Source organism: Streptomyces naganishii JCM 4654, assembly GCF_014650575.1.
Lineage (GTDB): Bacteria > Actinomycetota > Actinomycetes > Streptomycetales > Streptomycetaceae > Streptomyces > Streptomyces naganishii.
In genome coordinates this window covers 348239-362900 of sequence record NZ_BMVF01000004.1, presented here as the reverse complement: position 1 = coordinate 362900, position 14662 = coordinate 348239, and the positions used below count along the sequence as shown (strand labels likewise).

Sequence of the window (14662 nt, the reverse complement as noted above, 5' to 3'; positions counted from 1 at the left end):
CCGGGCCGGCCGGTGGCGATCAGCTCCACAGGGGCAGCGTCACCACGCGGTCGTAGCCGGCCGGGCGGGCGCCGGTGAAGGTCAGGGAGAGCTGTGTGAACTGCCGCACCTGGGGCCGCTTCTTCCAGGGCTCCGGGTGCGCGAGCCGCACGACGACCGGATAGGAGTGGAACTTGCCGGCCGCGCAGTAGGGCTTGCAGTCGTTGACGAGGTTCACGCCCCTGGCCACGGCCGTGCGGCCGTCCCAGTGCTGCCAGTGCAGCGAGGCCAGGCGGCTGTTGCCGTCGCCGCAGGCGAGGATGAACGCGTCGGGCCGCGCCTGCGGCTGGAACGCGCAGTCGACGAGCACCGGCTGCCGGGGCTGCCGCTGGGCCTGTGCCCCGTGCGCGGCCGCCGGTGAGGTCGCCGGTGCCGCGGAGGCCGTTCCCAGACCCGCGGTGAGCAGTGCTGCGGCACAGAGCGTGACCGCCGTTCCCACGGTGTTCTTGCGCATGTCCGCTCCCGGTCGACGACGCCTGCACTTGGTATCGACGTAACGACGCTACGACCGAGCCGGGTGATGCACCACTCGAACGGAGCAGGACGCACTCAGCCGGGGCGACGCCAGGGGGCGTCGGCCGGTCGGGGGAACGCGGCGGGGGCCGTGCGCGGAGGTTCGTCGCCCTCCGTCACGGGCTGGCAGGTGTCGCACAGCTCATGGTCGCCGTCGCGGGTGATGACGGTGCCCCAGCCCAGGCAGTGCTCGCAGTCGCGGGCAAGGCCCATGTCGGGGTGGGGAGGCGGGGTGGGGCTCGGGTGGGCTCCGTACGCCATGCGGGAGCGGCTCCTCGAAGTCGCGAAGGGAATGCATCCATAGTGTCGTATTTTTCCAAGATGTCCAGAAACTTCTGGACGTGCCGGTAGCCACACGCAGCGCGACATGCGGGACTCGCGCCGCTAGGGCCTCTCTTCCGGATCTTCCCGCCGGTCGCGGTGGCTGGCACGCACATCTGCGGCGTTGTCGTCGGCCGCCGACTCCCCCAAGCTCTTGACGAGCAAGGGGGGACCCCCATCGCGTCGACTCTCTCCTCCGCCTTGCAGCTGCACGCACCGGCCACCGCTCGGGTCTGCCGGGAGGCGAGGTGGCTCGGAGCCGGCCTGATCCGGAAGAAAGGCCCTTGCGGACACGACCTAGGGCCGGATCCCGTCCACGGTCACCTGGAGGTGGCGCGGCCCGCGCAGCACCGCGTTCCGGCGGTACGGCGGCGGGTCCTCGACCAGCCGGGGGTTCTCCAGCCGACGGGCCAGCTCGGCCAGCGCGAGCTGCGCCTCCAGCCGGGCCAGCGGCGCGCCGAAGCAGCTGTGGATGCCGCTGCCGAAGCCGAGGTGCTGGATGTCCTCGCGGTCCGGGTCGAACCGGTCGGGGTCCTTGAAGCGCTCCGGGTCCCGGTTGCCCGCGCCCAGGACGAGCCAGATGCGTGAGCCCTTCGGGATCGTCACGCCCCGCAGCTCGATGTCCGCGATGCAGGTGCGCTGCGGCACCAGCTGCACCGGCGGCTCGTAACGCAGCAGCTCCTCCACGATGTTGACGCTCAGTCCGGGGTCCTCGCGCAGCCGCTGGAGCACCTCGGGGTGGCGCAGCAGGGTGAGCATGCCGTTGGTGATGAGGTTGACCGTCGTCTCGTGGCCGGCGATCAGCAGCAGCACCGCCGTGCTGAGCACCTCCATCATGGACATGGTGCCGTCGGCGCCGTGACTGGTGGCCAGGTCGGACAGCATGTCGTCGCGGGGTTCCTTGGTGCGCTGCTCGACCAGCCCGGCCAGGTACATGCCCAGCTGCATGCGCGCCTCCTGCGCGGCCTGCTGGAACTCGTCGTCGGCGTTCTTGCGCGTGTCCGGGTCGAGGCTCGCCACCAGCGGGTCGACCCAGCCGCGGAACTTCGGCTCGTCCTCGCGCGGCACGCCGAGCAGCCGGCAGATGACGGTCACCGGGAACGGATAGGCGAACTCGTCGACGATGTCGATCTGCCGCGTCTCGCCGAGGCCGTCGATGAGCTCGCGGACGATCCCGGCGAGCTCCTCGCGCATGGAGTCGATCCGGTGCGGCCGGTGCGGGGGGCCGAAGGAGCTGTTGGCGATCCGCCGCAGCCGGTCGTGCTCGGGCGGGTCGAGCCGGATGAAGCTCGGCGGCAGCCCCGTGGCCTCCGGGCCCGACAGGTCGTCGTCGCCCGCCGCGGTCAGATTGGAGGCGTCGGAGCTGACCCGGGGGTCGTGGAGCAGGCCCAGGATGTCGTAGTAGGAGCCGACGACGTACGGGCCGCCCTCCTCCTCGTGCAGCACCGGCGTCCTGCGGAGTTCCGCGTACAGCGGATACGGGTCGGCGCGGTTGGCGTAGTCGGTGATCCGGCTCAGGAGCGAGGGTTGCGTCATGAGGGGTCCTTGGGGGCGTGCGGCGGGGAGGTCCGTGGCGGGGCGCGGCCGGTCAGCGCCGGCCCGGGGTGAACACCAGGCGCCGGTCGGCGGGGGAGTAGCCGCTGAGGATCACGGTGGGGCCGTGCGTCGGCAGCGACGGGTCGGGGAAGTCGGCCGGGACCGGCTTGCGGCCCTCGGGCCTGCGGTCCACCGTCGGGTACTCGAGCGGGAACGGCGCGCCGAGTTCGATCTGCCGCTGGTAGAACTCCAGCCACCGTGTGTTGTCGAAGCTGACCGCGGCGATCACCCGGCCCTGGCAGCCGTACACGCCGACGAACCGGCGCTCGGCGAGCGAGCCCTGGGTGATCATGATCTCGTCGCCCATGGACGGCACCCCGACCGACTTGATGTTCACCCCGAACTGCGAGGACCAGAAGGCGGGGACCCACAGGTGCGGCCGCCGGTCCGCGCCCGCGCTGATCATGTTGTGCGCCGCCACCTCGGCCTGCGCCACGGCGTTGCCCCAGTGCTCCAGGGAGAGGAACTGGTAGCCGAACAGGGCGTGCGGGGAGCGGGCCACGTCCCCGGCGACGTAGACGTCGTCCGTGACGATGCCGCGGAAGTCGAAGGCGCGGCAGCCGGCGTCGCAGGCGATGCCGCGCGGCCCGGCGCCCAGCCCCGAGCCCTCCAGCCAGTCGGTGTTGCGGGTCGCGCCCAGTGAGACGATCACGAGGTCCGTCTCGACCACGCTGCCGTCGGACAGGTGCGCGGCCCGCACCCGGCCCGACGAGTCCCCCTCCAGCCCGGTGACCATCACACCCGTGCGCAGGTCGACCCCGTTCTCGCGGTGCAGGTCGGCCGCCACCGAGCCGACCACCCCGCCGAGCGCGCCCACCAGCGGCGCGTCCGCGCGCTCGGCCACGGTGACCGCGATGCCCCGGTCCCGGCAGGCCGAGGCGATCTCCGAACCGGTGAACCCCGCGCCGATGACGAACACCCGGCGTGGCGAGGCGTTGAGCCGCCGGTGCAGACGCACCCCGTCGTCCCGGGTGCGCAGCGTGAACACCCCGTCCAGCTGGGCCTCGTCCTCCTTCGGCCAGGGCCGGGCGCGCACCCCGGTCGCGATCAGCAGCCGGTCGTATGGCACCTCGTCGCCGTCGGCGAGCCGCACCCGCTTGCCCGCGAGGTCGAGGCCGCTCGCGGCCACCCCCAGGCGCCAGGTCGCGTCGATCTCCCTGCGCCGGGGCAGGTCCGTGCGCTCCGGGGACGCCTTGCCGAGCAGCACCGCCTTGGACAGCGGCGGACGGTCGTAGGGCTCGTAGGGCTCGTCGCCGATCAGGGTGAGGGAGCCGGTGAAGCCCTCGGCGCGCAGCGTCTCGGCGGCCCTCAGGCCCGCGAGCGAGGCGCCCACGATCACGATGCGGCCCTCGCGCCTGAGCCACTCGTGGAACTCCTCAGCGGGCATCGGACGCCTCCTGCCCGGCCCCCGCGGGCGTCTCCCGCAGGCCGTCCGCCGTGATCGCCCGCACCGGGCAGGCCGCGACGGCACGCGCCACCCGCTCCCGATGCTCCTTCTCCGGCCGAGGGTCGTAGACGAGCGACTCCTCGCCGTGCATGGTGAACACGTCCGGCGCGAGGAACGCGCACTGCGCGTACCCCTGGCACTTGTTGAGATCGACGACAAGCCTCATCGGCGTCCCGCCCTTTCCGGCGGTCAGGTCCCAGGCGGCAACCCGCTCGGCGGGCCGCCTCGGACGGCGGTCACCTGCCCCACGCCAGGATCGTCAGCGCGGGCGGCCCCCCGCTCGCCGGGACCCTCCGATCGAGTGACCCGCGGCCGCGTGGAGCGGCCCGCGCCCGACTGAGCGGAGCGAACCGCGCCCGCGCCCGCCTGTGCCGAGCGGCCTGCGGCCGGGCCCCCGCGCGCGGGTCAGGTGGCCGTCGCCGTGCCCGCCCCGCGGCGGCCGCTCACCACGAGGATGTACACGCTGAGGACCAGCGACCACCCCGGGAACACCAACTCGGCCCAGGGCACGTTCGACGCCACGAACAGCAGCGTGAGCGCGCACAGGAAGCCGAACAGGGTCAGCCACCGCGGCATGATGCCCAGGCGGTGCCCGATCACCGACAGGGAGCAGACGAAGACCGCCGCCATCCGCATGCCGTACCCGATCATCAGCAGGTACGCGAAGTGCCGGCCGAAGTCCCAGGTCTCCAGGGGCGGCGCGGCGCCGGCCGGGTGCGCGGTGGCCAGCACCGCGCCGACCGCCGCGGCCGCGCCGAACATCGTGGCCACGAACACCAGCCCGCTGCCCAGGAGCACGGTCGCCAGGAACTTGTCCTCGGCCGCCCCCACATGGGCGCGCACGACACCGACGAACCACAGGAAGAAGATCCCGGCGAACGGCACCAGCGCCAGCGCCGCCCCCACCGCGCCACGCCGCGTGGAGTCGGTGAAGCCTCCGGGGGTGACCGTGTCCGCGCCCTGCGGGACGCCGAGCCGGATCAGGACGATCGCCGCCGCGAGCAGCAGCGCGAACAGGACCCCCGCGAGCCCGGCCGCCCGCGGGGTCTCCAGCGCCCGCTGCGCCGGCCCGCTCCTCACGTCCGCCATCGCGCGACCGCCTTCTCCGGAACAGTTACTTACGGTAACCGATGACGGTCATCATGCCGGACTCCGAGTGGTACTGGTTGTGGCAGTGCAGCATCCACAGGCCCGGGTTGTCGGCGTAGAAGTCCACCACCAGTTTGCGGTGCGGCAGCACGATGGCGGTGTCCTTGCGGGTTCCGACGTCGTTGATGCCGGTCAGCGCGAACGTGTGGCCGTGCAGGTGCAGCGGGTGCCACATGTCGGTGGCGTTGATGAGGGTGAGCCGCACCCGCTCGTCCTGGCGGACGGGGTGGCGGTGCGCGGGGGAGTAGGGCTGGTGGTCGAACATCCAGTCGTACTTCTTCATGTTGCCGGTCAGCCGGATCCGGATCTCCCGGTCGGGGTCGCGGTCGGAGTAGGCCACCGACTCGTCCGGCACCAGGCGCCGCGCCGGGACCACCCGCCCGTCGAGCTCGTCGGGGTGGACCGACGGCGAGGGCAGCCCCTTGCCCTTGTCGGTGCGCAGCACCGCGAGCGCCTGGGCCTTCTTCCCCTCGGCCAGCGCGACCAGCGGGAACGTCCCGTCCTTGGCGGTGACGACGACGTCGTAGCGCTCGGCCATGCCGATCAGCAGCGCGTCCGTGCGCTTGTGCTCGACCGGATAGCCGTCCGTGTGCGTCACTGTCATCTCGTGGCCGCCCAGCGCCACCCGGAAGGCGGTGTCGGCGCCCGCGTTGACGAAGCGGATCCGGATACGGTCCCCGGGGCGCGCCCGGAACACCTGGGCCGCCTTGGGCAGACGGCCGTTGACGAGGTAGTACGGGTACGCCACATTGCCGCCCATGCCGTCCAGCATGCGGCTGTGGGAGCCGTGCAGGACGCGGGACGGACCGCTCCCCTTCTGACCCTGCGGCCCCTCCCGGCCCTCGGACGCGTCATGGCCGCCGGACCTCCCGTGTCCGTGCCCGCCGCCCTCGCGCTCCCGGTGCCCGGACATGTCGTGCCCGGACGCCTTGCCCATGTCCATGCCCATCGGAGCCTTGCCGTGGTGCAGCTGGCCGAGCACGCCGTCCGGGGTGGAGCCGTCCACCCCGTCAACCCAGTCGTCCAGGACGACCAGCCACTCCTTGTCGTACGACAGGCGCTCCTTGGGGTCGTCGACGATCAAGGGCGCGTACAGACCCCGGTCGAGCTGCAGGCCCGAGTGCGAGTGCAGCAGGTAGGTGCCCGGGTGGGCCACCGCGAAGCGGTAGGTGAAGTCCTCGCCGGGCTTGACGCCCTCCTGCGTCAGGTCCGGCACGCCGTCCATGTCGCAGCGCAGGCGCACACCGTGCGAGTGCAGGGTCGTCGCCACCGGCAGACGGTTGACGAGGGTGAGGTCGAGGATGTCGCCCGTGGTCACCCGGACGGCGCTGCCCGGCACACGGTCGTCGTACGCCCACGACCTGATGGTCCGTCCGCCCAGGTCGAGCGAGGTCTCGGCGGCGGTGAACCTGTACTTGCGCACCGGCCCCGCCCCGCGTGCGCGCTCGGCGGCCAGCACCTCGGGGTCGGACGGGTTCACATACCCCTTGGGCCCTTCGGGGACGAAGCGGCGGAGACCGGAGTCTGTGGAGCCCGGCGCGGACCCCGAGCTCCGGGACGCCCCGGCGTGCGGCCCGGAGCCTGCGGGAGAGACGGACCCGGAGCAGGCGCCGAGGAGTCCCGAGCCGGCCGCCATGATCGAGGCACTGAGCAAGGTTCGCCGCGTATATGTGTGCATGACTGAATAACACACGTTTTCCGACGATATGTGGGAGAACCGGAGCGGCGCGTCCGGTGATACGGGCGACCAATTTTCCCGGCCCCCCGGTGCACCGGCCCCGCCGTCACGTGCGCCCGGACGCCTGATGGCCTGCCAGAAGCCATGAAGTCGCTGTGAATTGCCGGGGCCTTTGAACATCCGTGCGTCCCGTTCCGTATGGGACCGGGGGATTGCCATGCCCGGCCGGACCGACCAGACCGTCTAGGAGTAGTTCCGTGAGACGCAACACGCGCAGACGACCCACAGGCCCGCGGCGCGCCACGTTCGCCGCGGTCGCGCTGATGCTGGGGGGCGGCGGCCTGATGGTGGCCAACGTCTACGCCTCGGCCACCGAAGGGACCTGGAACGGGCAGGCGGTGGAGAAGTCGGCTCCGGGCTCGGGCGCGGCGGGGACGATCGACTGCCCCGACGTCGGTACGCGGCTCACGGCCGTGCCGGAGGCGGCCAAGGCGTCCGTCGACGAGCAACTCGCCGTCCTCGACCAGCAGATCGCCAAGGCCTACCAGCAGCTGCAGAACTCGGCCCAGGCCGGGCGATCCGGCGGTGACGGCTCCGTCGACGACACGATCATGAAGCCGCTGAAGGAGCAGCGCGCGGAGACGATCGGGCGCATCGCGGACGCCATCGACCGCGCCGGGAACCGCCCCGAGGGGCTCGACGCCCTCGCCGAGTGCAGCCTGCACCCGGCGCAAGACCAAGGCCAGAACGGCCAGAACGGCCAGAACGGCCAGGGGCAGGACCAGAACGGGCAGAGCCAGGGGAGTCAGGGGGACCAGGGCGGCGGCCAGGGTCAGAACGGCCAGGGCGGCCAGGGCCAGCAGGGCGGGGGACAGCAGCAGGGCAACGGCGGCCAGGCGGGCAACGGCCCCGTGGCCGCGGACTACGTGGACATCACCACCGTCCAGCCGAACGCCGGCACGCCCCAGCCGCAGGCGAACGCCTCACGCGGCAGCTTCACCTCCAGCTGCGGGGTCAACGCCAACGGCCTGCGCAACTCGGACAACGTCATCGTCGCGCCCGGCGTCACCAACGGCGCCCACCACTTCCACGACTACGTCGGCAACCAGTCCAACACCGCCTTCGCGAGCGACGGCGACCTGGCCGCCGGCGACACCAGCTGCGCGGACAAGGGTGACAAGTCCACGTACTACTGGCCCGTGGTGCGGCTTCAGGACGGCAGCCGGGAGCGGGACGCCGACTCGCCGGGCGGCGGCACCGAGGGCAACGCGGGCCGCATCGTGACGCCCAAGCAGGTGACCATCACCTTCGAGGGCAGCCCCCAGGGCAAGGTCACCGCCATGCCGCGCTTCCTGCGGATCATCACCGGTGACGCCAAGGCGTTCGTCAACGGCCCGGCCAACGCCAACGCCTCCTGGAGCTGCACCGGCTTCGAGGACCGGCAGCTGAAGGACAAGTACCCGCTGTGCCCCAAGGGCAGCGACGTGGTGCGCACCTTCCGCTTCCAGAGCTGCTGGGACGGCCGGAACATCGACAGCGCCAACCACCGCACCCACGTGGCGTTCGCCGACGCGCAGGGCGCGTGCCCGGCCGGCTTCCAGGCGATCCCGCAGCTGGTGCAGCGCATCGTCTACGACGTCGCCGCGCCGAGCCTGAACGACGGCGGCCGGACGACCCCGCTGTTCGCCGTCGACTCCTTCCCCGAGCAGCTGCACAAGCCGGTCACGGACCACGGTGACTTCATCAACGTGTTCGACGACGGCCTGATGCGCCAGATGGTGGACTGCATCAACAGCGGCCGCACCTGCGGCGCGGGCGGCGGCCAGGGTGGCAACGGCGGTCAGGGCGGCTCGGGTGGCGACCAGGGTGGCAATGGCGGTCAGGGCGGATCCGGGGGCAACCAGGGCGGTGGCTCCGGCGGCAACCAGGGCGGTGGCTCCGGTGACGGCCAGGGCGGCTCCGCCTCCGGCGGGCAGCAGCAGCCCCCGCAGCGGACGCAGGAGCCGAGCGCGGGCACGACCGACACCCCGGCGACCCAGCCGCCCGTGAACGGCGGCGGCGACGCCACCGCCCCGACCCTCGAGCCGAAGTCCTACAGCTCCCACTCCTCCCACAAGGGTTCGGGAGCGAGCGCCACCCCGACCGCCGCGACGGTTCCGACCGCCACGGCCGCGGCGAGCGGCGGCGAGGTCGGCACTGCCACGCAGACGCCGGCGCCCGCAGGGAACGGCCCGTCCGCCGGCTCGCACACCGAGCCGCAGACCGCGGGAGGCAGCCTCGCCGAGACCGGCGCCCAGCTGTGGCCGGCTGCCGCGGGAGCGGTGCTCGTGATCGCGGGCTTCCTGCTGCTGCGCAGGATCCGGCGCGGCGCGATGTGATCCCGGGCCGTCCGTAGGGGGCGGCAGCGGGCGGCAGTACGCGAAGCGGCGGCGCAACCGGCACCCATGGCCGGTTCCGCCGCCGCTTTCCCGTCACTTGGGGTGAGCGAGCCCCCTTCGCGCGTTGTTGTAGACGCGCAGCAGGTGCTTGGCCACGGGGCAGGGAACGGTGTCCGCGTGACACTGGCGGCACGTCTGCATGTGGTGCTGGTAGTCGGTCTGCGCCTGGCGCAGGGCATCGTCCTGGGACGACATGGGGAACCTCGCACGGAGATGATGGAAGCCACGGGGAGCCGCCCCACGTCACCGCGGGGAGCGTCCAGAGCCGCAGTTGATCATGTTACTGGCGGTAGTGGAAAGTTCCGATCCGACCACACAGGGCGACATCGGTGCACGGCCCGCGCCGCGCGCCCGGACCACCGGCCCGGGCGCCGAACCCCCTCACGCCTCCCGGCGGTTGGGCCGGTCGGCGTAGGCCCACCAGCGGCCCTCGTGCCGGTTCACCGCGATGGGCCGGCCGAAGCACCCGGTCAGCCACGGACCGGTCAGCACCTCCTCGACCGGACCCCGCGCCAGTGTCCGGCCCTCGCGCAGCAGCAGCGCGTGACCCACCGCCGGGGACAGCTCCTCGAGATGGTGGGTGACCGTCACCGTGGCCAGCCGCGGGCGGCCCTCGGCGAGGTGGTGCAGGGCCTCGACCAGGTCCTCGCGGGAGGGCAGGTCCAGCGCGTTGAACGGCTCGTCCAGGAGCAGCAGGGCGGGCTCGGCCATCAGCGCCCTGGCGATCAGGATCCGCGCCCGTTGCCCGCCCGAGCAGACGCCGTACGGCCGCTCCGCCAGCTCCTTGATCTCCAGTTCCGCCAGCAGCGCCTCGGCCCGTCCGCGCACCTCGTCGTCGTACGACCGCCACAGCGGCTGCACGGTGCCTGTGTGGCCGGTCAGTACGACCGTGCGGCCGTCCAGGTCCTGCGGCACCCGCTGTGCCGAGGTGACGTGTCCGATACGGGCGCGCAACTCCCTTACGTCGACCCGGCCGAGGCGGCTGCCCAGTACCTCGACGGTGCCGGTCGTCGGATGCATGAGGGCGCCGAGCAGCCGCAGCAGCGTCGTCTTGCCCGCGCCGTTGGCACCGAGCAGCGCCCAGTGCTCGCCCGCCCGGACCGTCCAGTCGATGCCGTCGAGGATGACCTGCCCGGTGGTGCAGCGCCGGACGCCGACGTCCCGCAGCATCACGACGGCCCGGCCGGTGTCCAGCTCCCCGGCCGACGGCTCCGCCCTCTGGACCCTCTCGGCCGTCTCCGCGGTCCCGGCCGTCTCCGCCGTGTCCGCCGTCTCCTCGGTCATCGCCGGGCTCCCCTCGCCGCGTGTCCCCCATCGCCCCAGCGGTGGTCGGTCCGACGTTAGATGCATCCGGCATGCGGTTGCCGGGCCGTCCGGTTCGTGGACAGGGGGCGGGTCCCGCCCCGCCTCAGGCCTGCGAGGAAGGGCGGAAGTTCAGGCCTGCGAGGAAGGGCGGAAGCAGGCGGTGACGGTCTTGCCGCGCGGGCAGGGGCGGGCCTCCCACGCGTCGGCCAGGGCGTCCACGAGGAACATGCCCCGGCCGCCGACGCTTTCGGGGCTCGACTCCCGGGGTGCCGGGATCTCGGGGGAGGAGTCGTGCACGGAGATGTGGAGACAGCGGTTGTCCCACGTCATCACCAGCTGTGCGGAGCTTCGCGCGTGGGTGTGGGCGTTGGTGACCAGTTCGGAGACGGTCAGCAGCACGGCGTCCACCGTCTGCGGGGCGCCGGTGGTCCAGCCCAGCGTCCGCAGGTGCTCGCGCGCCCAGTCGCGTGCCGCCTTCACCTCGGTGTTCAACGGCAGTGAGCGTGCCCAGCCCACCGCCCTCAGCGATGTCTCGTCCACGTGCGCCCCTTCTGGTCCTGTTTCTCCCGATGTCCGGAAGGCGGATACCCGCGAGCGGGGCGGTGACGCGTCCCGGTGCGGGGCGGTGCTCGTGTGACGCAGCTGACACGAAGTCGGGGGGCGTGCCCGGCGTGAACGGGGGTATGGGCAGCCTGTGAACGAGGTGGTGAAGACGGTTGCGATGGACGGTGTCCTTCTCGGCGGTGCCGGACGTTCCTCGGATGACGAGGTGATGCGGGCGGCGGCGGCCCTGGACGGGGACGGCGCCTGCATCGCCGAGGCCCGCCGTCTCGCGGCCGCCTTTCTGATGCGGGCGCGGGCCGAGCACGGGCTGCCCGTCTCGGACCGGGCGACGGACCTGACCCAGCTGGTGGTCAGCGAACTGGTCACGAACGCCCGCAAGTACGCCGCGGGTCCCATCCTCATGGACCTGAGCATCGTCGGCGACGCGGTCGAGGTCGCGGTCTGGGACAGCGACCCGGTGCTGCCGGTGGCGCGGGCCGCCGATCCCGGCCGGGTGGGCCAGCACGGGCTGGAGATCGTGATGGCCGTGGTGCAGGGGTTCGAGGTGCGCAGGGAGCCGGTGGGCAAGCGCGTCATCGCCCGTCTCGCCCTGCTCGACGCCCCGGACGGCGGCATGCCCCGACAGGAGAGGTGACGTCCCCGGGGCGGGCCGCCCCACGGCCGCCCGTCAGGCGCCGAGTTCCGCCTTGTCCCCCATGATCACCACCGGGTGCTGCTTCGGGTCCAGGTTGCGCAGCAGATAGCGCATCGCCGCCTCCGACATGCCGACGCAGGCCGAGGTGCCGCTGCCGTGGTCCATGTGCAGCCAGATGCTGCCGCCCTTGGACTGGCCCTGGGGCCGCGTGGGGTCGTTGGGCGCGGTGCCCTTCACGCGGTTGTAGTCGATCGCGATGACGTAGTCGAAGTCGTGCCAGGACGCCTTGTTCCAGTAGTGCGGCGCCTGGAACGCCGCCGACTTGGTGTACGGCAGCTTCGCCCCCGGGTCGTCGAGCACGCCGCCCGCGTCGCTGAGGGTGAACATCCCCACGGGGCTGCGCTGGTCGCCCTCGTGGTGGTCCGTGGTCCAGCCCTTGCGGCCGTTGTGCGCCGGCCACGAGCGCGCGCGGTCCCAGGTGGAGCCGTGCTTGGTGAAGAACTCCACGGTCGAGTCGGGGGAGTGGGGTCCGTCCCCGTAGACGGCGACGACCTGGCGGGTGCCGGCCGGCAGGCGCTGCCACAGCCGGTCGCCGATGCCCGGGACGCGCTTGAGGTCCGTGGACGGCTGCGGCGCGTCGTCCGTACGGCTGCCGCCGCTGCCGGCCGCGCCGGAGTGGCCCGAATTCCCGCAGGACGTCAGGGACATCACCACCGCCCCGCACGCCGCAGCCATGGCCGCCGCCCGTATCGCACCGCTCTTCCGCATGGCTTCCATGATTGCATCGCGGCCGCGCGTCCCAGGCCCCGCCCCCTGGCGCGCCGTTGTCGCCTTTGTCACCCGAATGGCGGCCCGTGGTGCGTGGCGCGGGCCCGGTCGGTGTCTCCTGGAGTGAGAGAGGCGTCCATCAAGGGAGCCGATCATGTATGAGATGTGTGCAGGAGTCGAAAGGCACGGTGGAGCCCTGGTGTGGCACGTGATGGCCAAGAACACGGCCACCACGTTGTGCGGCACACGGCTCGACCGTCAGGTCGACGGGGTGAACGCCCAGCGGGCTGGTCACTGTTCCACCTGCATGGCCCTGTTCGGGAAGCTGATGACGGCACCACCGGTCGCCGGCGCCCCGGCCGCCACGGACCACTGAGGTCCCGGCGGTAGGGCCGGCTCATCAAGAAGGCCTGCGCGTCCGGTCGTCGGGCATGACGGCGACCACGACGGGCAGGCCTTCGGGCGTGCCGGTGCCGGCCCGGGTCCCCATGCCGGTTCGCCGCCCTCCGTCGGGGAAGGCGAGGCCGCTGCCCTCGACGCCGGCTTCCCGCGGCCGTACGGGACTTCTCAACCCCGCGCGACCTCCTTGGGGCAGGTGCCGCGGGGCCGGTGTGGCCGCCGGGCAGGGTGGGGCCGCCGCAGGTCAACGGTTTGACCATGTTTTGGCAACGTGCCCCCATTTCGCATTCCGGTGCGGGTTGCTGGGTAACACTGAGCGGCGGAGGGGGGAGGAGTGCGGCGGCCCGGTGCCGGCGTGCCGTCCCGAAGTGTCGCGCGGGCCTTGGGGAAGGCGGCGCGCGGGGACCAGCGGGGGGATGCATGACGCAGTCGCTTCCGGGGCAACACCCTGCCCGCGAAAGGGAGTTGGGTGGTCGCGACGGGTTACCGGTCGTGGTGGTCGGCGCCGGGCCCTACGGGCTGTCGGTGGCCGCGCACCTGCGGGCCCGGGGGGTGCCCGTACGGATCTTCGGTGAGGTGCTGGGCAGTTGGCGGCACGCCATGGCGACCGGGATGTTCCTCAAGTCGACCCCGGACGCCACCGACCTGTCCGCGCCGGAGCCGGGCGGCCGGTTGGCGGACTTCCTCCGGGTGCACGGCGAGCCGGAGCTGACCGAGCTGACCCCGATCCCGTGCGACGTGTTCGTCCGTTACGGGCAGTGGTTCCAGAAGCGCTACGTCGGCGAGGTGGAGGCCGCGCGGGTGGCCGCCGTCGACCGGGCGGGGGGCACCGGGCCCGGGTTCACCGTGCGGCTGGACGACGGGCAGGAGTTCGCCGCCGGATCCGTCGTCGTGGCCACCGGCCTGAACGGGCTCGCCCACATACCCGGGGTGCTGCGTGCCCTGGCCCCCGAGGGCCCGGGTGCCGGCGCGCTGGTGTCCCACACCAGCCACCACACCGACCTGTCCCGCTATGCCGGGCGGCGGGTCGCCGTGGTCGGCGGCGGCCAGTCGGCGCTGGAGAGCGCGGCGCTGCTGCACGAGGCCGGCGCCGAGGCGCTGGTGCTGGTCCGTGAGCGGAAGGTGCTGTGGGGTACCAGGCCGGTCCTCAGCAGGCCCTGGGCGTCCAGGGTCGCCCGGCCGGCCTCGCCGCTGGGCACCGGCTGGATCCTGGCCGCCGTCTGCCGGGCCCCGGGCGGGGTGCGGCGCCTGCCCGCCGCGGCCCGGCTGCTGCTGTTCCGGCGCGCCCTCGGGCCCTCGGGCGGCTGGTGGCTGCGGGACCGGGTGGAGGGCGTGGTCCAGGTCGACACCTCGCGCCGGGTCGTCCGGGCCGAGGCGACGCGCGGCGGGACCGCCGTCCGGCTGGAGGTCGCCGGGCCGGGCGCAGCGGTGGGGACCCTGGACGTCGATCACGTCCTCGCCGCCACCGGCTACCGCCTCGACCTCGACGTCCTCCCCTTCCTCTCGCCCTCGGTCCGCCGCGCCCTGAGGTACGTCCCCGGCTCCGGGGCGCCCCATCTGAACGGGTCCCTTGAGTCGTCGGTACCGGGCCTGTACTTCACCGGTTCGCTGGCGGCCCCCATGTTCGGCCCGATGATGCGCTTCGTGGCGGGCACGGAGTACGCCGCGACCCGCATCGCCCACGACACCGTCCGCCGGACGACACCGCGCTGAGCAGGGAAGGGCGGCCCGTGTGCCGGGCGGCTCCTGCGCGAAGGGCCGGGGCGGCTGATGCGCGAAGGGCCGGGGCGGCCTGGTCGTCTGCCCGGGCC

16 protein-coding genes are annotated in these 14662 nt (G+C 72.9%); 4 read left to right on the top strand and 12 right to left on the bottom strand.

Going from position 1 to position 14662, the window contains the following annotated elements:
• Nucleotides 1-19 precede the first annotated feature (19 nt).
• From IE217_RS09595 to IE217_RS09565, 7 genes are all read right to left on the bottom strand, one after another.
• Nucleotides 20-493 carry a hypothetical protein gene (locus IE217_RS09595; protein ID WP_190177305.1) on the bottom strand — a complete coding sequence of 158 codons (474 nt, stop codon included), beginning with the start codon at nt 491-493 and terminating at the stop codon, nt 20-22.
• Nucleotides 494-588: 95 nt separating this feature from the next.
• Complete coding sequence (locus IE217_RS09590; protein WP_190177304.1) at nt 589-813, bottom strand: hypothetical protein; 225 nt, start codon at nt 811-813, stop codon at nt 589-591.
• 357 nt (nt 814-1170) lie between these two features.
• Nucleotides 1171-2409, bottom strand: coding sequence for a cytochrome P450 (locus IE217_RS09585; RefSeq protein ID WP_190177303.1), 1239 nt, complete (start codon nt 2407-2409; stop codon nt 1171-1173).
• Nucleotides 2410-2461: 52 nt separating this feature from the next.
• Complete coding sequence (locus IE217_RS09580; RefSeq protein ID WP_190177302.1) at nt 2462-3856, bottom strand: NAD(P)/FAD-dependent oxidoreductase; 1395 nt, start codon at nt 3854-3856, stop codon at nt 2462-2464.
• Nucleotides 3846-4082 carry a ferredoxin gene (locus IE217_RS09575; protein ID WP_190177301.1) on the bottom strand — a complete coding sequence of 79 codons (237 nt, stop codon included), beginning with the start codon at nt 4080-4082 and terminating at the stop codon, nt 3846-3848. Before IE217_RS09575 ends, IE217_RS09580 begins: the two co-directional genes overlap by 11 nt.
• 239 nt (nt 4083-4321) lie before the next feature.
• Nucleotides 4322-5005, bottom strand: a complete 684-nt coding sequence (locus IE217_RS09570) for a hypothetical protein (protein WP_190177300.1) — start codon at nt 5003-5005, stop codon at nt 4322-4324.
• 25 nt (nt 5006-5030) lie between these two features.
• On the bottom strand, nt 5031-6743 hold the full coding sequence (locus IE217_RS09565) for a multicopper oxidase family protein (RefSeq protein ID WP_190177299.1): 1713 nt from the start codon (nt 6741-6743) through the stop codon (nt 5031-5033).
• Nucleotides 6744-7087: 344 nt separating this feature from the next.
• Between IE217_RS09565 and IE217_RS09560 the strand changes: the two genes are divergently transcribed.
• Nucleotides 7088-9121 carry a DUF1996 domain-containing protein gene (locus IE217_RS09560; protein WP_190177441.1) on the top strand — a complete coding sequence of 678 codons (2034 nt, stop codon included), beginning with the start codon at nt 7088-7090 and terminating at the stop codon, nt 9119-9121.
• Nucleotides 9122-9214: 93 nt separating this feature from the next.
• On the opposite strand, the gene IE217_RS09555 is transcribed toward IE217_RS09560, so the two are convergent.
• The 3 genes from IE217_RS09555 to IE217_RS09545 all read right to left on the bottom strand — a co-directional run bounded on the left by IE217_RS09555 (nt 9215) and on the right by IE217_RS09545 (nt 11026).
• Complete coding sequence (locus tag IE217_RS09555) at nt 9215-9376, bottom strand: hypothetical protein (protein ID WP_190177298.1); 162 nt, start codon at nt 9374-9376, stop codon at nt 9215-9217.
• A gap of 186 nt (nt 9377-9562) precedes the next feature.
• The gene (locus tag IE217_RS09550) at nt 9563-10351 is read right to left on the bottom strand and encodes an ABC transporter ATP-binding protein (RefSeq protein WP_190177440.1); all 789 of its coding nucleotides are present in this window, start codon (nt 10349-10351) and stop codon (nt 9563-9565) included.
• 264 nt (nt 10352-10615) lie between these two features.
• Complete coding sequence (locus IE217_RS09545; protein ID WP_190177297.1) at nt 10616-11026, bottom strand: ATP-binding protein; 411 nt, start codon at nt 11024-11026, stop codon at nt 10616-10618.
• A 181-nt stretch (nt 11027-11207) separates the two neighbouring features.
• Here IE217_RS09545 and IE217_RS09540 point away from each other — a divergent pair, with 181 nt between their 5' ends.
• Nucleotides 11208-11684, top strand: coding sequence for an ATP-binding protein (locus tag IE217_RS09540; protein ID WP_373297980.1), 477 nt, complete (start codon nt 11208-11210; stop codon nt 11682-11684).
• Nucleotides 11685-11717: 33 nt separating this feature from the next.
• Here the strand turns inward: IE217_RS09540 and IE217_RS09535 are convergent, their stop codons facing one another.
• Nucleotides 11718-12452, bottom strand: a complete 735-nt coding sequence (locus IE217_RS09535; RefSeq protein WP_229865156.1) for a L,D-transpeptidase family protein — start codon at nt 12450-12452, stop codon at nt 11718-11720.
• A gap of 211 nt (nt 12453-12663) precedes the next feature.
• Between IE217_RS09535 and IE217_RS09530 the strand changes: the two genes are divergently transcribed.
• Nucleotides 12664-12828 (top strand): hypothetical protein, encoded by a 165-nt coding sequence (locus tag IE217_RS09530; protein ID WP_229865155.1) that lies wholly within the window; start codon nt 12664-12666, stop codon nt 12826-12828.
• A 24-nt stretch (nt 12829-12852) separates the two neighbouring features.
• On the opposite strand, the gene IE217_RS09525 is transcribed toward IE217_RS09530, so the two are convergent.
• Nucleotides 12853-13023 carry a hypothetical protein gene (locus tag IE217_RS09525; protein WP_190177295.1) on the bottom strand — a complete coding sequence of 57 codons (171 nt, stop codon included), beginning with the start codon at nt 13021-13023 and terminating at the stop codon, nt 12853-12855.
• A gap of 323 nt (nt 13024-13346) precedes the next feature.
• Between IE217_RS09525 and IE217_RS09520 the strand changes: the two genes are divergently transcribed.
• Complete coding sequence (locus IE217_RS09520; protein ID WP_229865187.1) at nt 13347-14564, top strand: FAD-dependent oxidoreductase; 1218 nt, start codon at nt 13347-13349, stop codon at nt 14562-14564.
• The last annotated feature ends 98 nt before the right edge of the window (nt 14565-14662 follow it).

Excerpts from the sequence above, each read along its gene's own strand:
- IE217_RS09595 (WP_190177305.1), bottom strand. The coding sequence starts at position 493 with ATGCGCAAGAACACCGTGGGAACGGCGGTCACGCTCTGTGCCGCAGCA.
- IE217_RS09590 (WP_190177304.1), bottom strand. The coding sequence starts at position 813 with ATGGCGTACGGAGCCCACCCGAGCCCCACCCCGCCTCCCCACCCCGAC.
- IE217_RS09585 (WP_190177303.1), bottom strand. The coding sequence starts at position 2,409 with ATGACGCAACCCTCGCTCCTGAGCCGGATCACCGACTACGCCAACCGC.
- IE217_RS09580 (WP_190177302.1), bottom strand. The coding sequence starts at position 3,856 with ATGCCCGCTGAGGAGTTCCACGAGTGGCTCAGGCGCGAGGGCCGCATC.
- IE217_RS09575 (WP_190177301.1), bottom strand. The coding sequence starts at position 4,082 with ATGAGGCTTGTCGTCGATCTCAACAAGTGCCAGGGGTACGCGCAGTGC.
- IE217_RS09570 (WP_190177300.1), bottom strand. The coding sequence starts at position 5,005 with ATGGCGGACGTGAGGAGCGGGCCGGCGCAGCGGGCGCTGGAGACCCCG.
- IE217_RS09565 (WP_190177299.1), bottom strand. The coding sequence starts at position 6,743 with ATGCACACATATACGCGGCGAACCTTGCTCAGTGCCTCGATCATGGCG.
- IE217_RS09560 (WP_190177441.1), top strand. The coding sequence starts at position 7,088 with ATGGTGGCCAACGTCTACGCCTCGGCCACCGAAGGGACCTGGAACGGG.
- IE217_RS09555 (WP_190177298.1), bottom strand. The coding sequence starts at position 9,376 with ATGTCGTCCCAGGACGATGCCCTGCGCCAGGCGCAGACCGACTACCAG.
- IE217_RS09550 (WP_190177440.1), bottom strand. The coding sequence starts at position 10,351 with ATGCTGCGGGACGTCGGCGTCCGGCGCTGCACCACCGGGCAGGTCATC.
- IE217_RS09540 (WP_373297980.1), top strand. The coding sequence starts at position 11,208 with ATGGACGGTGTCCTTCTCGGCGGTGCCGGACGTTCCTCGGATGACGAG.
- IE217_RS09535 (WP_229865156.1), bottom strand. The coding sequence starts at position 12,452 with ATGCGGAAGAGCGGTGCGATACGGGCGGCGGCCATGGCTGCGGCGTGC.
- IE217_RS09530 (WP_229865155.1), top strand. The coding sequence starts at position 12,664 with ATGGCCAAGAACACGGCCACCACGTTGTGCGGCACACGGCTCGACCGT.